Genomic DNA, 22,243 nt, shown 5'->3' on the forward strand with positions numbered 1-22,243 from the left:
CACAAGGCCGCTCCTACAGGAGACCGCGATCCCTTGTAGGAGCGGCCTTGTGCCGCGAAAGGAGGGCAACGCCCTCCCGATGCACCGAACCTGCGGAAAACCGAGGCCCAAAGAGGCCCACCGCTCCCCCACTCACCTTACCGACTGCCCATGTACACCAAGAATTTCGTCAACCCGTGCCCCGACTGGGCCACGGCGCTGCTCAACGGCTTCAGCCAGGTACTGCTGCTGCGCAACCCCTTGTGCGGCCTGTGCTGCCTGCTGGCCATCCTGCTGACCGCCCCCGACCTGGTCGGCGGCGCCCTGCTCGGCGCCCTGGCCGGCCTGCTCACCGCCCAGCGCCGTGGCTACGACCGCGCTGATCGCCAGGCCGGGCTGTACTGCTACAACGGCGTGCTGGTCGGCCTGCTGATCAGCGCCGTGCTGCCCTGGTCGGCGATCCTGCCGCCGTTGATCATCGCCGCCGGCGGCCTGTCGAGCATGCTCACCCACCAATGGCGCAAGCGCGGCGGCAAGCTGCTGGTCGCCTACACCGCGCCTTTCGTGCTGCTGGGTTGGGCCACCCTGCTGATGGCGACACCCTCGGCCAACGGCTATGTCGAGGCCGACCCGGTGTATGCCTTGCTGCGTGGCGTGGGCCAGATCTTCCTGCTGGACAAGCCCATGGCCGGCCTGCTGATCGTCATCGGCATGTACTTCGCCAACCCGTATGCCGCCACCTGGGCGGTGATCGGCTCGGCGATCGGCGGTGGCGTCGCACTGCTGGCCGGTGAAGCACAGGGCGCCTGGCTGGGCCTGTACGGCTTCAATGCGGCGCTGGCGGCCCTGGCCTTCAGCCGCCAGGGTGAGAAGCCTTGGATGACCCTGCTGGCGATCGCCTGCGCGCTCCTGCTGCAACCGCTGTTCAATCTGCTGCCCATCGCCGGGCTGACCGCGCCGTTCGTGACCGCCTGTTGGTTGATGCACCTGGGCAACCACCTGCTGCAACTCAACCAGCGCCGCAACGCGCCTCGCTTGCACAGCTGAAACACAGCCCCTAGGCTCTGCCCATTCGCCTAATGGAACGCGCCCATGGACAACCCTTCGAGCCTGCGCGAGCGGCTCTACGTCATCGTCTTCCAGACCGACACCGTCGCTGGAAGACGCTTCGACAAGATCCTTCTACTGATCATCCTGGCCAGCCTGGTCACGGTGATCCTCGACAGCATCGACGACGTGCACAAGAACTACGCCGGGCTGTTGGCCGCCATCGAGTGGGGCTTCACGGCGATCTTCCTCGCCGAGTACATCACCCGCCTGTACTGCTCACCCAAGCCGCTGCGCTACGCCTTCAGTTTCTATGGGTTGGTGGACTTGCTGGCGATCGTGCCGGGCATCATCGCCCTGTACTACAGCGACGCCCAGTACCTGCTGATGATCCGCGTGATCCGTATGCTGCGGATCTTCCGCGTGCTCAAGCTCAGCCCTTACCTCAAGCAGGCCCATTACCTGCTGGCGGCACTGCAGGGCAGCAAGCAGAAGATCATCGTGTTCCTGGTCAGCGTGTCGACCCTGGTCACCGTGTTCGGCACGCTGATGTATGTGATCGAAGGGCCGGAGCATGGCTTTACCAGCATCCCCAAGGGCATCTACTGGGCCATCGTCACCCTGACGACCGTGGGCTTTGGCGATATCGTGCCGAAGACGCCGCTGGGGCAGGTGCTGTCGTCACTGGTGATGATCACCGGTTATTCGATCATCGCCGTGCCCACCGGCATCTTCACCGCCGAACTGGCCAATGCCCTGCGCGGCGAACAGCTGCAGCACGACTGCCCAACCTGCGCCAAGCATCACCATGAGCATGGCGCAGCGTTCTGTTCGCGGTGTGGCAATGCGCTGTTTCCAAGGCAGTGAACCGTTCGCCGGCAAGCCGGCTCCTACAAGTCCCCGTAGGAGCCGGCTTGCCGGCGAACGGGGCGACACCGACATAACCAAAGACCGTTTTGTTCTTTAACCCGCGCAAAGCCACCCGTTATAGTCGCTGGCAAATCGCCAACCCTTTGAACCAGAACAAGGAATGCCCCAGTGAAAAAACTTTTCAGCGCCTCGCTGCTCGCCGCGGGCCTGGCCCTGGGCAACCTCGCCCAGGCCGCCCCCACCCTGCTCAACGTTTCCTACGACGTGATGCGCGACTTCTACAAGGACTACAACCCGGCGTTCCAGAAGCACTGGGAAAAAGAGCACAACGAGAAGGTCAATCTGCAGATGTCCTTCGGCGGCTCGAGCAAGCAGGCGCGCGCGGTGATCGATGGCCTGCCGGCCGACGTGATCACCATGAACATGGCCACCGACATCAACGCCCTGGCCGACAACGGCAAGCTGGTGCCAGAGAACTGGGTGACCCGCCTGCCGAACAACAGTGCGCCGTTCACCTCGGCCACCGTGTTCATCGTGCGCAAGGGCAACCCCAAGGCGCTGAAGGACTGGCCCGACCTGCTCAAGGACGGCGTGCAGGTGATCGTGCCCAACCCCAAGACCTCGGGTAACGGCCGCTACACCTACCTCTCGGCCTGGGGTTACGTGCTCAAGCAGGGCGGCGACGAAAGCAAGGCCCGCGACTTCGTCGGCAAGCTGTTCAAGCAGGCGCCGGTGCTCGACACCGGTGGCCGTGCCGCCACCACCACTTTCATGACCAACCAGATCGGCGATGTGCTGGTGACCTTCGAGAACGAAGCCGAGATGATCGCCCGCGAGTTCGGCCGCGACCAGTTCGAAGTGATCTACCCAAGCGTGTCGGCCGAGGCCGAACCGCCGGTGAGCGTGGTCGACAAGGTGGTGGCGAAGAAAGGCACCCAGGCCGTGGCCGAGGAGTACCTGAAGTACCTGTGGTCGCCGGAGGCCCAGGAGATCGCCGCCAACAACTACCTGCGCCCGCGTGATGCCACCGTGCTGGCCAAGTACACCGACCGCTTCCCGAAAGTCGACTTCCTGTCGGTGGAGAAAACCTTCGGTGACTGGCGCACCGTGCAGAAGACCCACTTCAACGACGGTGGCGTGTTCGACCAGATCTACACCAACAAGTAATCGCTTTCGCCAGCAAGCTGGCTCCTACGGGCTGCGCAACACCCTGTAGGAGCCAGCTTGCTGGCGAACAGCATTTCAAGCCTGCGAACGGAACACCAATGCCTTCAACCCACCCTCGGGGTCGGCATCCGGAAATTCCGGTGGGTTCTCCAACCGCTCGACGAACGCCAACCCCGGCGCCTGCTCGGCCATCCCATCGATCAGGAACTGCGGCCCGATCCCCGGGTCGTTGACACAGGCCAGCACCGTCCCGCCCTCGCTCAACAATTCCGGCAACCGCCGCAGGATCTTGCCGTAGTCCTGGGTCAGCACGAAGCTGCCGCGCTGGAAGGTCGGCGGGTCGATGATGATCAGGTCGTACGGCCCGTACTTGCGCACCTTGCCCCACGACTTGAACAGTTCATGCCCCAGGTAGGCGACCCGCGAGGCGTCATGGCCGTTGAGCCGGTGGTTGTCGCGGCCACGGGACAGCGCCGACTTGGCCATGTCCAGGTTGACCACCTGCTCGGCGCCGCCGGCGATCGCCGCCACGGAGAAACCGCAGGTATAGGCGAACAGGTTGAGCACCCGCTTGCCCGCCGCCTGCTCACGCACCCAGCGACGGCCATAACGCATGTCGAGGAACAGGCCGTTGTTCTGCCGCACGCCGAGGTCGAGCAGGTACGTAAGCCCATCCTCGACCACCTCGCGCTGCTGGCAGGGCTCGCCCAGCAGCCATTGGCCGGGGCTGTCGGGCAAGTAGCGGTGTTGCAGGAGAATGGCCTGGCCTGCCCACTGCGGGCGTTGCGCCAGGGCCTTGAGCATTTCCTCCAGCTCAGCCAGCTGGCCCTCGGGCGGCTCGCGGAACAGCGCCACCAGCAGCACGCCATCCAACCAGTCGACGGTGATCTGTTCCAGCCCCGGCCAGCAACGGCCACGGCCATGAAACAGGCGGCGGGTTTCCTGGGGTGCGGGATCGAGGGCGGCGAGCAGGTGCTGCTCGAGGGTGGCGATGGTCGGGGTCATGGTCGGCTTGGGTCAGGCAAAACCGACATTCTAACCGCTTGTGCCGCAACTGGCCGCCTGGATGACGATAGCGCGCAAGCAACAAGGGCGACCCGAGGGTCGCCCTTGTTGAATTGCCAGTCACCTTGCGGGACGGGAACGCTTACTTGCTCTCTTTGGCGATGGTGCCCAGCGACGCGTCCTTGACCAGGTAGCGACCTTCGAGATCGCTCAGCACCTTGAGGTTGTTGCGCGCCATGACCAGGCCCATTTCAACTTCCTGCTTGAGGTAGATGACTTCACCCGCCTTCACGTTGACCGTCATGTCAGCCCAGTTCTCGGCCTTGGAGCTGATCACGTGCTTGCCCGGCGTCACGTAGAAGTAGATGTACTGGTTGCCACGGTTGTAGCCCATTTCCGAGTCGGCTTCCTTGTCATCGAGGAAGACATTGAAGCGCACCATCATCCCGGTGGTGCTGGGGCGGACCACATAGACCAGGCCCTTGTCGGCTACCGCGGCCTTGGGCAGCGTGTAATGCGCGACTTCCGCCTGCATCTTGTCCACCGAAGGGGCCGAGGCGCAACCGTACAGCAGGGCGACGGAAAGGACGGCGGCAGCTTTGAACAGGGTCTTGATCACAGGGTCTTCCTTGCGTACGGAAAGGGTCGTCATTGGCGCAGGGTGGCCAGGGAGGCGCGATATTAATTCGCCATCATTCTGGCGTCAATCTACTGCCCACCCCGCCGGCCTGGCGCTGCCGACTTAAGTAACACTGACGGCGAGGAGGTTGAAGGTGTGCCTATGTTGAGCGCGTTTCGAGTGCCATAATCTGATGCACCTCTGGCATGGGTCCAGTAAGGCCAGGACATCAGCAAGGGCAATCCTCATGCATCCCGTCATACAGCACCGCTGGGATATCAGCCCGAGCGACGCCATCACGCTTCAACAAGCGTTAGCGAAGCAAGTCATCAAAACAGATCAACTGGGGGCTATTTCTCGCATTGCCGGAATAGATGTGGCCTACCACAAAAACAACGACACCCTGATCGCCACAATTGTCGTGCTGGACGCTGAAACGCTGGAGATCATCGAAGCACGTGCCTGGGAAGACACGAGCACATTCCCCTATGTCCCTGGGCTGTTTTCCTTCCGCGAACTGCCATCGATAATAAAACTGTTATCCACGGTAGAAAACCAGCCAGACCTGATCATCTGCGATGGCCAGGGTATAGCGCATCCTCGTCGGCTTGGCCTGGCCTCACACCTGGGTGTACTTTTCGATATCCCCACCATTGGCTGTGGAAAGAGCCGCTATATCGGCGAGTACACCACGCCCGCCGCCGAGCGGGGGGCGAGATCAGACTTGATCGATGGGCCCGAGATCATCGGCGCCGCGCTCCGAACCCAGCACAACATCAAACCTGTGTTTGTTTCGATTGGCCATCGGATCTCATTGGCAACGGCCTGCCAATGGGTTTTGAAAGCGACACCCAACTACCGGCTACCGGAAACAACACGACTGGCGGATCGCTACGGGAGGCAGTTTCATGAGCAAAACAGCTTGCTCATCGGTTCGTCCAGCGCAGCACCGAACACTTCAATCATTCACAGCACTCAGGATTGAGTCCTTGACGCTACGCTGAGTTGATGGCGCTATGCGTACCTACTCGCCCGATACTCGTACCTGATGAAACACGACCACTGGGCCATACTCTTGGTCGGAGTTGATGGCCTCCACCTGAAACGTTCTATCAGGGAATCGATCCTTCAATACCATTCGCCAGGACATGGCCAGCACCTTGGACAGTTGCTCGAAAACCGCCTCATTGACCGAAGATCCACACCCGGAAAATACATCGTACAGATGAGTATGATTCAACATCCTTTCAACGCCAGATTTATCGCCTGAACAGTGATCAAGCCATACGTGAAACGCGGCCTCGTCAAACTTCATGGCCAGTATCACCGAATCCTCAAATACAACGAAATCCGGGAAAAGCCATTTGCAAAAAATCAAGCAATCTTCTGGACTCACGACATCCCCGACATAAGAAAATATGTCAATAGACTCAGGCTCCTGCCAGCCGGTTCGCCAAGTCTCAAACTTTTCAAGCCCTGTCATTTCCGCAAACGTAAAAACTTTTTCCATGACAATTTCTCATGTCTGCACGTCATGGGGGCTACGCCTGTGGGAGCAATACCTTTCCATTGAGATACACATCACAACCAGGGCGAAGCATCTGCAATTGTGCACACCCATCACGCCAACAATCAAACCCGCGCTCAGCCGCAACAACTTTCAAATCGTTTAACTGCTCAAGGCGCTTTAAGCACTGCAGCAGCGCAGATGAGCAGTTGACACCATCAAACTCCAATTTTTGGATACGCCGCTCATTCTCGCCACGGAAAAGATAATCGACCACACCATCATCAATCCCACTCCCATTGAGTGAAACCTGACCAGCACACCGCAGCGTGGCGATTTCTATTTTGTCACGCAACACAGGAAACCTAATGTGCTCGGCAACTTTCGGTAAATTGCCGAAATAGTCACCCATCAAAGTCAAACGCTCCAACCCTTCCAACGAAAACTTCAAGGAGAGCATAAAAATATTATTTTGATGAGCCGTCATCGCCTTCAGTCCACCGCCTTCGAACCACTCATAGCTCTGTGGAACCTCTTCCCCGACCTCGACGGTATGCAGTTGGCCATCTGAAAAATACGTGACTTCCTCAATCACCCAACCAAACTCATACAAGCGCTCGCTGACACAAATATCGCCGATGAACTCATAGCAAAATCCATCATAGACCCTGCCCTCCCAGTAAAATTGCTCCCCCGTATAGTCGCGCTCGATTTCGATACCGTCGCGCCCCCTCTCAAGAAAAAAATCGCTACGAATGACATCTACATAGCAACCATCCTCATACACCCTTCCTTCAACCAACTTACCATTTGCGAACGTCAACACACGCCCGGTGTACGGCACACCTCGAAAAACCCACAACCCGCCCTGATTTCCTATCGCATTTTCCTTGATAATCACGAACATTTCCTTCGCACGGAATCCATGAGAATTTTCTTGCCGCTACCGGCGCAATAAAAATCGGAAGATTTCATCAAGACCCCTCTCCCTAGGCGGCAACCATTTCAACTTCAATACGATCAATGGAATCCCCGAGCACAGCCTCTACACAAACACGCAAACTATCGAACCCTTAAAACAACTTACACCTTCAAACAACAATCACTCCGCATCAATCCCAACAACTTGCCCTCTAGCAAATTTCGGAACGACGCCTAGCCAGGAAGCCTTTCAATGTGCAATCCACCTGCTCCCCTCTCAGACAGACCTCAACAAAAAATCGAAATAAATATCTTACAAATAACAAGCCTCAGCCCTACTACTATCTATAGTAAATCTAGCCACTCACCTGAAGGATTGCGACGCCCCTTCGAAACAAAGCTTTCATACCTCCCCTTATAGCCAGCGACGCTTGCAGGATCAAGACATATAGAAACAAGATCACCCCCTCTTTCCTGCACCGCCAATTCAGTCAATTCAATCCGCACCGGACTGACATTCAAAATCACGCCGGAAAATTCAGCCCTATGGAAAATAAAGCTTTTACCCCCACCCAATGGAAGTATTTTATCTTCAACAGAAAAAACTAATTCCGGACTGGAAACCTCAAATCTATCAGATACTTCATAATTTTCCAGGCAATCCTCCGGAACAATATATAGCTTATAATCGATGATCACCAACCAACCACAAGAGACAACCACCCCACCCACTTTCATGCTTATCTTCCAGCCACAACTGCGTCTCCACAGGAATATAAAATTCAGGCAGGTACGCCAACACCACCTTCAAGGCATCTTCATACTGAATCATTCATCCCGTCCTAAAGCTCTCAACCAGCGGACCCACTCACGACTTCTTGGAGGCACGAGATTTATCGACCAATACTCTCCGTTTATTTTCTTGCCGCTCAACCCGACTCATCTCTTTAACTTCCTCCACCGAAAACCCCAAACGACCACCTAACGCTTCAAAGCGCGTATAAGATTCCTCCCCTTCGGCGAGGTATTCAACCATGAACGGCTGAGGCGGAACCTCTTTATTCCGAACGCCAGCGTGTAAAAAGCCCACATACTCGTTCAATACGGAAACGGCTTGCTCAAGGGTCATTAACACCTGATGTCCCTCGCTGTATTCACACTCCAGATAGAAATGACCTGCCGCATATGCCATATGGTGTGCATTACCGAACCCCAAGTACTCAGGTTGACCACGAAGCTCACACGCCGCTAGCCGAGTGATCAGTGCTTTTGCACTGGCACTCCCACTGACGTCATCACTCAACCACCCCACAATCTCACGCACACCGAAAGGAGGTCGCTCATTTTTAACCTTGGCATCAGGCTCATTGGCCGACAGATCATAAAAACCAAAGCTCGACCAACTCGGATAAATAATACCTACATTCATAACTTTCTATCTTTCCCGTACACAGGCCATGCTGTTGCCCCGGTGCCATCGGGCTTACCGTAATAGCCCTCTATTCTTACACCGCTAGGTGAGATCCCACGCCAGCGCTCACTACCCGCGATCGGTGTTGAGTTTCTAAACGCGCCCTCAATTTCTGTTTGCACTTGCCGCTTGCTCCAAGATTCAGGGAAGAATGTCGTCTCAGCTTTTTTGTTTGCCCAACTGTTCGTCTGAGGGTCACGTATCGAAACATACCCTTTTGAAACCCCAAATTCATCCGCCTCGCCAGTGATACGGGTAACCGTTACATTAGGAGACCTTAAATAATGCCCTCCGGTTCCTACTCGCTCACCGCTCCTCAACGTGTTTACTCCGCCATCGAGAATGTGGTCAAAGCGGATGTAGGCCGTGCTGAATTGCGCTCCTGCTTGCTGCTGAAGCAATTCCATTGGGGTTGGTGAAGGAGTGAAATCCTCCAGGTATTTCCCCGTATTCGGTTGCACCGGTGGGACCGGGTCTTTCCTGGTTGTACTCGAAACCACTGGCTTGATTGAACCAGGGTCACTTGTTACGACAGACCCTGCCCCGCCCTTGACACCAGCCCCCAGCGTGGCCATACCCAGCAAACCAGCAACCAGATTACCAGCAGCATTCCAACCATCCCCTTCGAATGCCTGCTTGGTACCCTGGGTAAATTGCAGCGCCCCGTTAGTCGCAGCAACAGCCCTGATTGTGCTGCCGATGGACCCCGTCAGGAAGTAGATGGCCGGATCGCCAAGATTGGCCAGCCCTTGCTGCTCGTCCCCGATACGCAGAGTACCCTTGGCATCCAGATAGGTCTGCTCGTCACCACTGCGGTCGCGCGTCCACGCCAGGTTTTCAACAAACCCCATTTGACTGCGCTGCGCATCGGCCCAGGCGAGCTTGTCCTGACTGCTGCCCGCATAAGGATAGCCATATCCCTGAACCTGTTCACCGCCGAGCAGGCTGGTCAGACTGGCCTGGGCAGCGGCCGGGCCTTTGGCATTCATTCTTTCGAAGGCATACACCTGCAGGTAAGCGGTGAGTTCGACCAGATCATCCTTTGAAAGTAACGACGGATCACGCTTGTACACTTCCAGCAACTTGTCACTGCGCTGGTCTGCACCCTCAAGCTTGACCAGCTCACGTGCAGCATTCAGCCCGCCTTCCTTGCGGAAGTTGTCGCGTGCCTCGTCGCGTTGCTTGGCCGAATGGTCACCCAGGAAATTGTACTGTGTGCCATTTTTTGCGACCCACGCTGCCTTGTTCATTGAGGCGGCATCGGCATCCTGCTGACTGGCCGCAGCCAGCACACCGACGATCTGCGAACTCATGGTCAACAAGCTTTCGTTGCCACCAGCGAGCTTGTCGAGCTGTACAACCAACGCCTCGTTGGCACCTGCCGCCAACGCACCAGTCTTGAAATCGCCTCCCGTAGCCTTGGAGAGCAAGCCTCCGACCATCGCATGGATCGCGATCTTGGATAGGCTACCGTTCTCGATACCGAATTGATGCGTGTAGTCGCCAACCGCGTTGAAGCTGGCCGCAGCCAGGGTATTGAACAGCGCCCCTTTCAGTGCATCGCTGGCACTGCCACCCTGTCCAAGCGCCTTGCCCAGCAACATGGATGTGCCGTTCTGCAGCGTTTGATTGGCCGCGAACTGACCTATGCCTTTAAGGGTGTAGAGTTTCGGTCCAATGACTTTGCCTGTGGCAACATCGGTTTTGGTGCCTGTCCAACCATCGAAGTAAGCAGCCGTCAACCCAGCTGTCACACCAGAGATGACATAACCCTTCATTGCCTCGGACGATGTCACATCCTTGAACACCGCCCCGAGATTGCCTCGGTTGTTAACGACGCTTACCGAAGCGTTGGTCGAGGCACCTGTGGCAATGGCCCCTACGGCGGCCCCCGTGGCACCACCGCCTGCCCAGGCTGCAGCCGCAGGCCCCACTACTGCCGCCATGACAATCGCGATGACCAGTTGGGCAGCCGGTCCCAGCCCCGAATTGCTGTACTTGAACGAGTCGTGGATTTCTTTGACCTGACGCCAGTCCACACCGCCCTGGGCTTCTACCTGCTTGAGCCAGGCCAGCTTCGGATCGGCCTTGACCATGGCATCGATGGATTCACTCACCGTCTGCTGATTGACCTGGCGTACATCCACATGAATCTTGCCAACGGCATTGATCACCAGATCGCCTTTGGCCGCCAACTCGCTTTGACGCACAGTTTCATCAGTGCTGCCCTTGCCCTGCATGCTGAACCAACCAGCATTGGACTTGGACTTCTCGTGACTCTCCTGATGCATGTCCTTGACCGCTTCGAAGGTCACCGAGCCACCGCTGTCGAGGGTCAGGTCATTCCCAGAGGCCAGCTTCGCCCCTTGGTACAACTGGTCGCCGCCGCTTTTGAGGGTAAGGTCGCCACCGCTGGTGACCTCGCTGCCCACAGCCTTGAAGTCGGTCACTTCGTCGCGCTGGGTCTGCTTGCTGCCCCAGCCACCCTTCTTGCTCATGTCGTACAGCGAGTACTGGCTGTCATTGGCGGCCAGCAGTTCCAGCTTGTCACCCGCCACCAGGTAGGCTTCGTCGCCGGCACTGGCCTTGCTCGCCACCAGGCGCAGGTCGCGCCCGGCATCGATGTTCAGGTCGCCACCGGCCTTCACCACGGCGGACTGCTGCTCGACTTCATCTTCCTGGCGGGTGGTTTTGGTATTGCCTTTCTTGCCTTTCGAGTAGCTGTGCTCCTCGTTGGCTGCGGCGGCCAGCGTCACATCACGGCCGGCCTGCAGGGCCAGGTCGCGACGAGCCTCGATCTCACTGGCGACGATGCTCAGATCCTGGCCGGCAGTAGCGGTGAGGTTGCCTCCGGCCGTCACCTCACTGCCGTATTGGGTGATCGCGGTGTCGTAGCCGCTGACACGGCGACGTTGATACTCGTGGCTGTCGATCCCTTCCTGGCTGGCGATGTACAGGTCACGGCCGGCATCCAGTTCGATGTTGCGGCCAGCCTTGATCGTGCCGCCGACATTACCAATATCCCGCCCAGCCGTGATCGTCAGGTCGTTCGCCGCCTCGATGCGCGCGGCGGCATCGACCAGGTCCTTGGTCACGTGCTCGCCACCGGCGCGGCCTTCCAGGCGGGTGACGCTGCGTTCGTTGATCACATCGCCGGTCAGCGCGGTCTGGCTCACCTCGCGGCCAGCGATGACGCCGCCCTGGGCGTTGCGGATCGAGTCGGTGGCCAGCATGTCCAGGCGACCGCCGGCCTCCATCAGCCCGCTGTTGCCGATGTGGGTGGCGCTGACGGCAAGGTTGTTGGTGGCGCGCAGGGTGCCGACGTTGACCAGCTCGCCACCGCTGATGAGGTTGACGTCGCGGCCCTGGATCAATGCGCCATTAGGTGCCAGGCGGCCGTTGGCGTGGGCCAGGTACAGCACCGGGGCAAGGACTTTCTCGCCGTTGACCTCCACCTCTTCCATCCACACGATGTCGTGGGTCAGCGCCGCCACCTGCGCGGCGCTGAGCGACACGCCCACGCGCAGCGACAACTGGTCCTTGCTGGCGATGGCGTTGTCCATCAAGTAGCGGAACAGGGTTTCGTCGCTGGTCATGCCGTCGATGTAGCGCTGGCCGGTGCGCGCGACCACGGCCTCGCGGATCAGGCGCTGCTCGTACAGGCCGTCGCCGAGGCGCTTGATGGCCTGGTCCGGCTTGACGTCGAGCTCGCCCAGCAGGTAGTCGGAACTGAGGAACTGCTTGAGGTCGGTCAGCACCGGGTTGGTTTCCACCAGGTACTTGTGGGCGACGCTCGGCGCGCTGCGCTCGGGCACGCCCTGGACCAGGCGCACGCCGCTGGCCAGGCCCGTCAACCCGGCGCCAGCATTGCCCTGAGCGCCCGGCGCCGCGGCCGTGCCGTCGACTGCGAGGGGTTGCGCCTGGCTGCCGTCGGCGCTGGCGGCGCCGGCCAGCGGGGCGATGAAGATGCCGCTGCCGGCCTGGGTGCGATCACCAACCGCAGCCAGGGCGCCGGCGCTGGCCGCGGACTGCCCGGCCTGGCTGCTGATGCGGAACAGGCCATTGCTGCCTTGGGGCAAGCTGAAGCTCGGCAGCATGACCGGACTGACCTGGCGTTGGGCCAGGTCCGGTGGCAGTTGCGGATTGAGCGCGCGCACCTGGGTCTGGGCCTGGCGTGGGTCGGCGTTGGCATTACCGCGCCCCTGGAGGCTGCCCGCGCCGGCCTGGTAGGCACGCACCACGCTGTTGTCGATGCGCTGGGTGGCATTGATGGTCACGGCGCCAGCCGATTGCACCACCGCCGGGGCGACTACCGCACCTGCGATCGGCGTGCGGTTGTCGATGACGTTGTAGATGCTTTCCTTCGGATACCCCGCCGCCGCCATCACCTGGTCGAGGGTCAGGGAGCCAGGGTTCTGGTTGAACTGGTTCCTGGCACTGATGAAGGCGTTGTACAGCCCGCGATTGCGGGTGTACATGCTGGCGCTCAGGTTGCGCTGTTCGCCGCCACCGGCGCCCTTGTTCTCGAACACGCCGGTGTTGACGTTGATGTCGGAGCCGGCGGAGATGCTGCTGTAGTGGTTGCGCAGCGCATTGCCGGTGAAATTCAGCTTGCCGCCGGCGGTGATGAACGCGGTGGGGCTGTCCGCGTCGATGACGTCTTGCCAGGTTTCCGTCGCGGTGAAGTACAACTCGCAACCTTTGCCGTCGCAGAAGTCGTCGGAGTAGACATTGACGTTGCCGCCGACCAGTTTCAGCTTGGCGTTCAGGTGTTCCTTGCGGTTGAGCAGTTCATCGACGGCCAGCGTCATGTTGCCAGCGCTTTCGAGACTGCCGGAAATGTTTTCCAGCAAGGCGGCGCGGGCGCTGCCGTTACCGGCCACGTCCAGGCCGCCCAGGCTGTAGAGGTCGCCATAGTTGTTGGTGAAGCTGCCCACCCGCAACGTCATGTCGTTGCCGCTGAACAGCAGGCCACGCTGGTTGCTCAGGGTGTTGGCGGTGAGCTTGACGGTGGCGGCGCCTCCCAGGGTGCCACTGTTGTCGAGCGTGGCGGCATTCACCACCAGGCCACCCACCGAAGTCAGACGGCCGGCGTTGCTCAGCAGATTGCGGGCCGCCACCCCGGTGCTGGCACCGCCGGCCAGGCTGGCGGTGCTGGACAGCACGACATCGTTGGCTGTCAGCCCCAGGTCGCCCAGGCTGCTCAGGCGGCCATTGCCGTCGTAGGTGCCGCTCAGGTCCAGTTGCAGGCTGCCGTCGCTGGCCAGCAGGCCATGGTTGGTCCAGCTGCCGCCACGGCCCTTGAAGCTTTCCACGGCCAGCAGCTTGCCGCTGGCGGTCTGCACGAAGCGCCCGATATCCAGCTCCAGGCGCCGCGCCTGCAAGATGCTGCTGTTGGTCCAGCTAGCGGCATTGATGTTCAGCAGGCCGTCGGTGTGGAGCAGGCCGCCGGCCTGCATGACCTTGTCCGAGGCCAGGCCGAACGTGCCCTGGCCGGTGTGCAGCAATTGCCCGCCGCTGTTGCTCAGGCCACCGATCTGCAGGTCGAGGTCCTGGTTGGCGCTGGCCAGCACGCCGCTGTCGTTGAGCAGGCTGCCGGTGACGATGAAGCGGCTGGTGCCGGTCTTGCCGAGTGCCCGCAGGCTGCCATTGCGGTTGTCAATCTGCGCGGCGCGCAGCAGCAGGTCGCTTTCGCTCTCCAGTTGGCCGAAGCCGTTGAACAGTGTGCCGGCCAGGCTGAAATCGAAACGCCCGGCACCGACCTTGCCACCCTGCCCTGGGGCCGCGCCCTGGTTCTGCAGTTGCTGGCCTTCGAGCTTGAGCAGGCCGGCCGCGTACAGGCCGCCGCCACGGTTGTCGAAGTCGGTGGTGACGATGCGGCTGTCGCCTTCAAGCGCCGACAGGTAGCCGCGCTGGTTGTTCACCCCGCCCGTGGCCTCGATGGACAGCGACTGTGCCTGGGCGACACCGCCCTGGTTGTCGAAGCGGCCACGGATCACGCCGGTGAGCTTGCCCTTGGCGGCGCTGAGCGTGCCGCCAGCACTGTTGTCCAGGCGAGCGGCATTCAGGTCGAGGTCGCCCTGCAGGCTTTCGACACGGCCAGCAGCGTTGTCCAGCGCGTCGTCCAGGGTCACCTTGATGGTGCCCTGGCTCTTGAGCGTACCCGCCTGGTTGCCCAGGCCCTGGGCCTGGATATCGAGCCCCCCGCGCTCGCTGAACACCAGCCCGTCCTCGCCGTTGAGCAGGTCGCCCTTCAGGCGCAGCACCATGTTCTGCTGGCTGGCCAGGTTGCCGCCACGCTGGTTGTCCAGCAGGTCGGCGTTGAGCGTGAGCAACCCTTGGCTGATCAGCTTGCCAGCGCCATTGTGCACTTCGGCCGCGGTGAGCAGCAGGTCGCCGCCACTGGTCAACCGGGCACCGTTACCGTTGAGCAGCGCCTCGGTCAATGTCGCGCGCAGTTTCGCGCGGCTGGTCAACTGGCCGTTGCTGTTGTCCAGGCGCTTGCCGTCGAGGCTGATCGCCTGGCCGTTGATCTGCCCGGCACGGTTGTCGACGACCGTGCCGGCCTGGTCGAAGGTCAGGTCGTCGGTGGCCGAGATCAGGCCGCCGTCACGGTTGTCGAGCCGTTCACCGACACTCAGGGTGATGGCCGCATCGGAGGAAATCACACCCTTGCGGTTGTCCAGGCGATTGGCGGTGATATGTTGCTTGCCCCCACTGGCGAGGGCGCCCAGTTCGCGGTTGTCGAGCAGGCCGTCCAGTTTCACGGTCAGTTCGCCCGCTTTGCTCGACAGGGTTCCGCTGGCGCTGTTGTCCAGGTCGGTGCCCTTGACCTCGAGGCCCTGCACGCCGGAGAACAGGCCCTTGTCGCTGTTGAACAGTTGCGCGGCCTCAAGGCCCAGGCGACCTTGGCTGATGATCTGGCCTTGCTGGTTGTCGATGCGCCGGGCAACCAGGCTGAAGGATTGGTCGCTGGACACTTCGCCCCTGCGGTTGTCGAACAGGCCCAGGTGCTGAATGTTCAGCGGACCGGAGGCGTTGATGCGGCCCCCTTCGTTGATCAGGTTGCCGCCATTGAGGTCGAGGTCGAGCTTGCCCTCGGCGAGCAGACGGCCCTGGCGCTGGATCAGCGCATCAACCCGCAGCAGCAGGTCGCCCTTGGCGGAGATCTCGCCGCCCTCGCTGCCGTCGACCTTGGCTGCGGTCAAGGTCAGGCCGGCGTCACTGTGTATCCAGCCGGCGCGTTGACGGGTATCGGCACCGTTGTACAGGTCGGCGCTGGTCACGGTCATCGCCTGCGTGCTGCTCAGGGTGCCGCCACGGTTATCCAGCTCGGCACTGGTGAGGGTCAGCTCGCCCTGGCTGATCACCTGGCCGCCCAGGGTGTTGTCCAGCTTGCCGGTGGTGATGCCCACGCCGGTCTTGCCCGACAGCAGCCCACGCTCGCTGTTGGCCAGTTCGCCACTGGCCACGGTCAGCAGGCCGAGCGCGGACAAGATGCCGTCGACGCGGTTGTCGAGCAGGCCATCGAGGGTCACCTTGAGCGCGGCGCCGCTGGCCAGGCTGCCACCCTGGCGGTTGTCGAGGCTGGCGGCCTTGACGTCCAGGCCGCTGCTGGCTGACAGCACGCCCTTGGCGCTGTTGTCCAGGGCGTTGGCGATACGCAGGGTCAAGGCCTGCTTGCTGACCACACGCCCCCCCTGGTTGTTCAAGGAGGTGGCCGCCAGGGTGAAGGCCTGGTCGCTGGAGATCTCGCCGGCCAGGCTGTTGTCGACAGCACCTACCTGGCGCAGCAGCAGGCCACCGGGGGAGCGCAGCAGGCCGCCGTCACGGTTGATCAGTTGCCCGCCCTGCAGGTTGAGCTCGATGCCGGTGGCGCTGACCAATTGGCCGTGGTCGTGCTGGTCGAGCCCACCCAGGGTCGCCTCGATCCGGCCTGCGGCGCTGATGCGACCCAGGGCACTGTTGTCCAGCTGATCCGCGACCAATGTCAGGCTGGCCGCACCGATGTCACCCTTGCCACTGTTGACGAGGGTGCCGCCATGCAGTTCTGCATGCCCTTGTGCACTGATCGCACCCGCCTGGCTGTTGTCCAGGCGGCCGCTGCGCAGCATCAGCCCGGCATTGGTCACCAGTTGACCGCCCTGGTTGTCCAGCAAACCGGTGGTGGTCAGGTCGAGCAGGTCCACCGCGGAGACCTTGCCGCCCTGGTTGTTGGCCAGTTCGCCGGCCTTGAGGGTGAGCCCGCCTTCACTGATGATCCTGCCCTTGGCGCTGTTGTCGAGCTTGCCGGACACGTCGATGCCGATATGCTTGGCGCTGCTCAGCAAGCCACCGCTGTTGAGCAACTGCCCCCCGTCCAGGCTCAGGCTGTCGCGCCCGCTGAGCAGGCCATTGTTCTGGTTCAGCAACCGCTGCACGGTCAGCGCCAGGCCACTGTCGCCGAGGACCTTGCCGCCCTGGTTGTCCAGCAACTCGCGCGCGGTGAGCTTGACCTTGCCAACGCTGGCGATGGTGCCCTGCTGGTTGAGGACCTGGCGGGCGCTGATGTCGGCGCCCGTACCGCCGCGGATGCTTGCGCCAAACTGGTTGTCGACCGTATCGGCCGTCAGCACCAGTTGGCCAAGGCCGGACAGTTGGCCACCCTGCTGGTTCAACGTGCCCAGTTTGGCATCCAGGTCGCCCTTGGCGATGATCCGCCCACCGGCCTGGTTGTCCACCTGGGTAACCACCAGGTCCATGCGCCCATCGCTTTGCAGATGACCCGCGTTGCCATTTGTCAGCTTGGTCACCTCGACACGGACGTTGCCCTGGGTCGTGGCCGCGCCTTTGTCACGGTTGTCGAAATGCCCACCAGTGACCGTCAGCGATTGGTCTGCGAGCAGCAACCCGCCACGGTTGTCGAGCGTGTCGCCGTGCAAGCTCAGGGCACCCTTGCTCGAGAGCAGGCCGTTGTCACGGTTGTCCAGGGTGGCGACCCTGACCTTGAGCGTGTTCTGGCTTTGCAGGTTGCCTTTGCCGGCGTTGTTCAGGTTTACCGCGGACAGGTCGAGCAGGCGCTTGCCCGACATCAGCCCGAGGCGGTTGTCGATGTCGGCGCTGGCACGGACCAGCAGGTCGCCGCCCAGCAACTGGCCGCCCGAATTGAGCAGGCCGACGGTGGTGAGCTCGAGGCGATCGGCGCTGAGTTTGCCGCCGTTCTGGTTATCCAGCAGCGCGTGGGTGGTCACCTCGGCCTTCTGGTCGCTGCCGACCAGGCCACTGGCGCTGTTGTCCAAGCGCGTGGCCGTCACCTTCAGCCCAGCCTGCCCGACCACCCGCCCGCCACGGTTGTCGAACGTGTCGGTCACATCCACTTGCGTGCGGCCACTGCTGCTCAGCAGCCCCTGCTGACGGTTGTCCACGGTACTGGCAGTCACTTGCAAGATGCCATCGGCCAGGGCCTGGCCCTTGCGGTTGTCCAACTGGCCGGTCGTCAGCGTGACGTTGGCACCCTTGAGGCTGCCGCCCTGGTTGTCCAGGGTGGCCGTGCTGTCGATCTTGAGGTCGCGGTTGGCAACCAGGCTGCCGCGGTTCTGCAGCGTCTGGCCGGTCAGGGTGAGGTCGCCACGGGTGTTGCGCGTGTTGTCTGGCTCCACACCCGCCTCGACGACACCACGGTTGTCGATCAGGGCTGCATTGGCCGTGATCTGCTCACGGGCGGCCAGGCTCTGGCCAACCTGCAACGTGTCACGCACTCGCAGCGTGGCGCTGCCGGCAGCGTAGGTCTTGCCGGTCAGCTCGGCGCTCTGCGCCTCGAGCTTGAGGTTGCCGGCGCTGGCAGCCTGGGCCAGGGTCACCTTGCCATTGGCATCCACCTGGATATCGCCGGTGGTGGCGGCCAGGTTGCCGGCCAGCTTGACGCCGACCCCCTGTTCGGTGCCTACCAGGCGGATGCTGCCGGCGTACATGCCCCCCAGCGCCGAGCTGTCGATGGCCAGCAGCGGTTTTGTGCTGCCATCGTCGGCGCGTGGCGTGGCCTGCAGGCTGTCGGCCTGGACGTCGTTGCGCCCGGTGACGATGTTCAGCTGCCTGGCGTGCAGCTCGGCGTTGAGCTTGGCGCTGCGGGTGACCAGGTCGAACTGGTCGAGGTTGCCGGCATTGAGCGTGTCGCCTTCGATAGAGATGTCGCCGCCATCGACCTGGAAACGGTCCAGGCGCTCGCCGTCCATCACCGGCTTGCCGGTGGTGAGGGTGGCCCGTGGCGTGTTGATGAAACCGCAGCCTTTGCAGGTGATGCCGTGCGGGTTGGCGACGATGACCCGGGCCGCCTGCCCCGCCACCTCGGTGTAGCCCTCCAGGGTACTGCGATTGCCGCCGGTGACCTGGTTGAGGATCACCTGGGCAGCTTGCCCACGCAGGTTGGGGTTGCCGACGATGATGCCGCCCAGCTCGGTGGACTGGGTCTTGCTGGTGGCGTTGTTGAGGATCAGCCCGTTGCTGCCGACGTTGTAGTCCCTGAACGTGTTGTTCGACAGCCCGCTGCCATTGGGCGTGGCGATGTTGACGATCGGCACCCCGTTGCCCGCCTGGCCGAGGTGGGTGTTGGCGTTGGCCGCCGCGTCGAGGGTGAGCTCGGCCGCCGTGGTGACGATGGGGTTGAGGAACATCACGCCCGCGACGATCAGGGCGATGCATTGATTCAGCGGGGTGCGGATGTCCATGTCGAACAAACTCCAGGCGCTATGGGCGCAGGTTGCGGGGCAGCCCATGGCTGGGCGGCGATGTCACGGGCAAAGGGTGGGCGCGCGGCTCAGAAGAACGCGTCGACGCGGAAGTAGATCGGGTGTTCGCGATGCGTGATGGCGTCGGGGCGCTCCAGCGAACGGGCGAAGGTCGCGCTGGCGGCGAAGTACTGGCCACGCACGTTGAACTCGACGGCATTGCCACTGAGGCGGCCATGGTCGTTGCCGTTGCCATGCTGGCCCTTGATCACGCCGGCATCGTAGGCGAAGGCCATGCCGTACTCGCGCAACCAGGGCTGCAAGGCGCCCCAGGTCACCGGGCGGCGCCAGCGCAACTGGTTGCGCCAGTAGCCGCCGCTGTCACCGGTGAGGGTCTGCTCCTTGAAGCCGCGTACCGACGACAGCCCCCCGACACTGATGCGCTGGCCGCTGTAGAGGGCATCCTCGCTCCGTTGACCAGTGGCCAGGCTGTCGAAGCTGAACTGCTCGCCCCACACCGTGAAAGGCTGCAGATAGCTCAGGGTCAGGGTGTACTTGTTGTAGCGCGCCACTGGCTCGTTGCCATGGGGGTCGCCCGCGCCCTGGGCGTCGAGCGCGCCGATGCCCTGCTGCCAGCCGGCGTCGAGGTTGACGAAGGCGCCACCGATGCGTCGGCCATGGTTGAAACCCAGCTGGCGCTCGGTGATGCGCGTGCTCGACACATCGATCAAGGTGTCGTCGAGGTAGTTGCGCGCGCGCAGATGGCTCACGCCCATACTCACCCCGGTCTTGCTCAAGCTGTCGCGGTGGATCACCCGCTCGGCCTGGAACTGGTGCACGGTGTTGTCGCCATCGAGCTTGAAGGGAAAACCACTGGAGGTGTCGCGGGTGCGGTAGTAATTGTGGTTGTAGCTGTAGTTGAAGGTCCACCAGCCCCACGGCAGGCTGTAGTTCAGCCCCTTGCTGTCGGCGTGGCGCCAGTGGTCGCTGACCACGTCCTGGCCGCTGCGCAGGCTGAGCTGGTCGGCCAGGCCCAACGGGCTGTCCCACTCGAACCCCAGGTTCATCTGCTGCTCGCCACTGCTGGCATCGCCATTGTTGTGGCGGCTGGCCGACACCCGCCAGGGCTTGTCGCGCTGGCCCTTGAGCTGCACACGGCTGCCACCGACCGCCTGCCCGGGTACCAGTTCGATCTCGGCCTGGCGCGAGGGCAGGCGGCCGAGCTGGTCGACCATCTGCTCCAGCTCGCGCAGGTCGAGGACTTGCCCGGCCTTGCCGGGGAACGCCATGGCCAGCTCGCGCGGGCTGGCCAGCGCGGATTCGTCCAGCCCCTCCAGGCGCCCTTCGACAATGATGATCCGCAGGATGCCAGAGCCCAGGTCCTGCTGGGGCAGGTAGGCGCGGGTGGTGAGGTAGCCACGGTCGATGTAGTGGTTGGTGATGCGCTTGAGCAGGTCGTTGATCTGGCCGACTTGCAGGCACTTGCCCTGATAATCCTGCAGCAACGCCTGGCGCTGGCGCTCGCTGAGCAAGGTCGCGCCTTGCAGCTCGACACTGCGGATTTCGAAGCAACGCCCCTCGTCGCTGGGCAAGGCCGGTGCTGGCGACGCCGCCTTGCCAGGCAGTTGCTGCAACTCCTCGAGACGCTTGCGCTGCTCCTGCAACAGGTTCTCCTGGCGGTCCCGGATCAGGTCGCGATCACCGGGAGACTGGAACGAGGCGGCGAAAACGACAGCAGGAAGCAGCGCCAGGCCAGCGGCCAAGGCACGGAAAATAGAAGGCATACAGGAGTGGTCCGTCACTGGGAGGCAGGAGCGCATCGCTGCGAAAACGTTTGCGAAGCCTACAAGACAATGACAATGCCATCAATAAGCCATCAATCCAATCGAATAGAAGGACAATGCCTCTCTAGCGCTCGAAAAAACACGCCGTCGCCCGCAGTTCAGCGCTGGCGCAGCGGCTTGGCGGCTGGCCGGAACCACCAGCCCTGCTGCATGCCTGCCGCTGCCAGGAGGATCAGCGCCACACCCAGCCACTGCAAGGGGGCAAGGCGATGGCCGAAGGCGACCCAGTCGACCAGGATCGCTGCAATTGGATAGATGAACGACAGCGCCCCGGTCAACGCCGTGGGCAGCCGCTGGATGGCACTGTAGAGCAACACGTACATCAGTCCCGTGTGCACGATGCCCAGCGTCACCAGGCTGCCCAACGCGGGCAGCTCAGCCGGCAAACCGCCAAGCTTCACCCAAGGCGCCAGCAGCAATGCGCCCGTGCTCACCTGGACCAGCGCAATCAGGTGCGGCGCAGTACCGGTCAGGCGCTTGATGATCAGGGCCGCCACGGCATAGAGAAACGCCGCGCCCAGGGCCAGGGCGATGCCCAGCAGGTACTCGCCGCCACTGCCCTGCCCGGCGCCATGGGCGCTGACGATGGCCAGCATGCCGAGGAAGGCCACGCTCAGCCAGGTCAACTTGGGCAGGGTGATCTTCTCGCCGAGGAACAGCGCCGCCAGCCCCACCAGCAAGAACGGCTGGACGTTGTACACCGCCGTGCCGATGGCGATGGAGGCCCGCGAGTAGGAAGCGAACAACAGCACCCAGTTGCCGACGATGGCCACCCCACTGGCCACGGCCAACAGGAAGGTCGCGCGGGTCAAAACACCGGGTTTGAGAATACCCATGGCCGCGCAGATCAACAGCAAGGTGCCGGCCCCGAACACGCAGCGCCAGAACACCACCTCCAGCACCGGCAACCCGGACACCAGCACGAACCAGCCGATGGTCCCGGAGATCAGCATGGCGGCGACCATTTCCAGGGCCCCGCGGCGCAGCGAATTGTCCATCTCACACCTCCTGTCGACGATGGGCACAGTATGCGGAGGATCACAGGTTGCCATCCAGCGGATGGCGAAGGTGTTTTCCAGAAATCACCTTTACTATCAAGGCAAATAATGA

General features: G+C 61.9%; 13 protein-coding genes. 4 read left to right on the forward strand and 9 right to left on the reverse strand.

What is annotated here, in order from left to right:
• Positions 1 to 150: 150 nt before the first annotated feature.
• The 3 genes from NGM28_RS20370 (at position 151) to NGM28_RS20380 (ending at position 3,063) form a co-directional block, all read left to right on the forward strand.
• Positions 151 to 1,026: an urea transporter gene (locus NGM28_RS20370; protein ID WP_240065147.1), complete on the forward strand. Its 876-nt coding sequence runs from the start codon at positions 151 to 153 to the stop codon at positions 1,024 to 1,026.
• Positions 1,027 to 1,071: 45 nt separating this feature from the next.
• Entirely contained in the window at positions 1,072 to 1,893 is an 822-nt protein-coding gene (locus tag NGM28_RS20375) for an ion transporter (protein ID WP_240065146.1), read from the forward strand.
• A gap of 171 nt (positions 1,894 to 2,064) precedes the next feature.
• Positions 2,065 to 3,063: a sulfate ABC transporter substrate-binding protein gene (locus NGM28_RS20380; RefSeq protein ID WP_240065145.1), complete on the forward strand. Its 999-nt coding sequence runs from the start codon at positions 2,065 to 2,067 to the stop codon at positions 3,061 to 3,063.
• A 75-nt stretch (positions 3,064 to 3,138) separates the two neighbouring features.
• On the opposite strand, the gene NGM28_RS20385 is transcribed toward NGM28_RS20380, so the two are convergent.
• Both NGM28_RS20385 and NGM28_RS20390 read right to left on the reverse strand, forming a co-directional pair.
• Positions 3,139 to 4,068 carry a class I SAM-dependent methyltransferase gene (locus tag NGM28_RS20385; protein WP_252091240.1) on the reverse strand — a complete coding sequence of 310 codons (930 nt, stop codon included), beginning with the start codon at positions 4,066 to 4,068 and terminating at the stop codon, positions 3,139 to 3,141.
• A 142-nt stretch (positions 4,069 to 4,210) separates the two neighbouring features.
• Positions 4,211 to 4,603: a DUF2846 domain-containing protein gene (locus NGM28_RS20390; protein ID WP_213661131.1), complete on the reverse strand. Its 393-nt coding sequence runs from the start codon at positions 4,601 to 4,603 to the stop codon at positions 4,211 to 4,213.
• A gap of 331 nt (positions 4,604 to 4,934) precedes the next feature.
• Between NGM28_RS20390 and nfi the strand changes: the two genes are divergently transcribed.
• On the forward strand, positions 4,935 to 5,672 hold the full coding sequence (gene nfi, locus NGM28_RS20395) for a deoxyribonuclease V (protein ID WP_252091241.1): 738 nt from the start codon (positions 4,935 to 4,937) through the stop codon (positions 5,670 to 5,672).
• A gap of 39 nt (positions 5,673 to 5,711) precedes the next feature.
• On the opposite strand, the gene NGM28_RS20400 is transcribed toward nfi, so the two are convergent.
• The 7 genes from NGM28_RS20400 to NGM28_RS20430 all read right to left on the reverse strand — a co-directional run bounded on the left by NGM28_RS20400 (position 5,712) and on the right by NGM28_RS20430 (position 22,131).
• On the reverse strand, positions 5,712 to 6,197 hold the full coding sequence (locus NGM28_RS20400; protein WP_252091242.1) for a hypothetical protein: 486 nt from the start codon (positions 6,195 to 6,197) through the stop codon (positions 5,712 to 5,714).
• A 31-nt stretch (positions 6,198 to 6,228) separates the two neighbouring features.
• Positions 6,229 to 7,095, reverse strand: a complete 867-nt coding sequence (locus NGM28_RS20405; protein ID WP_213660199.1) for a hypothetical protein — start codon at positions 7,093 to 7,095, stop codon at positions 6,229 to 6,231.
• A gap of 365 nt (positions 7,096 to 7,460) precedes the next feature.
• On the reverse strand, positions 7,461 to 7,853 hold the full coding sequence (locus NGM28_RS20410; protein WP_252091243.1) for a hypothetical protein: 393 nt from the start codon (positions 7,851 to 7,853) through the stop codon (positions 7,461 to 7,463).
• A 130-nt stretch (positions 7,854 to 7,983) separates the two neighbouring features.
• Positions 7,984 to 8,544: a hypothetical protein gene (locus NGM28_RS20415; RefSeq protein WP_213660197.1), complete on the reverse strand. Its 561-nt coding sequence runs from the start codon at positions 8,542 to 8,544 to the stop codon at positions 7,984 to 7,986.
• Positions 8,541 to 19,289, reverse strand: a complete 10,749-nt coding sequence (locus NGM28_RS20420) for a two-partner secretion domain-containing protein (RefSeq protein ID WP_252091244.1) — start codon at positions 19,287 to 19,289, stop codon at positions 8,541 to 8,543. Before NGM28_RS20420 ends, NGM28_RS20415 begins: the two co-directional genes overlap by 4 nt.
• A gap of 89 nt (positions 19,290 to 19,378) precedes the next feature.
• Complete coding sequence (locus tag NGM28_RS20425; RefSeq protein ID WP_252091245.1) at positions 19,379 to 21,073, reverse strand: ShlB/FhaC/HecB family hemolysin secretion/activation protein; 1,695 nt, start codon at positions 21,071 to 21,073, stop codon at positions 19,379 to 19,381.
• Positions 21,074 to 21,231: 158 nt separating this feature from the next.
• On the reverse strand, positions 21,232 to 22,131 hold the full coding sequence (locus NGM28_RS20430) for a DMT family transporter (protein ID WP_252091246.1): 900 nt from the start codon (positions 22,129 to 22,131) through the stop codon (positions 21,232 to 21,234).
• Positions 22,132 to 22,243: the final 112 nt, after the last annotated feature.

Origin of the sequence: Pseudomonas sp. MWU13-3659 (assembly GCF_023757525.1) — a bacterium.
GTDB lineage: Bacteria > Pseudomonadota > Gammaproteobacteria > Pseudomonadales > Pseudomonadaceae > Aquipseudomonas > Aquipseudomonas entomophila_E.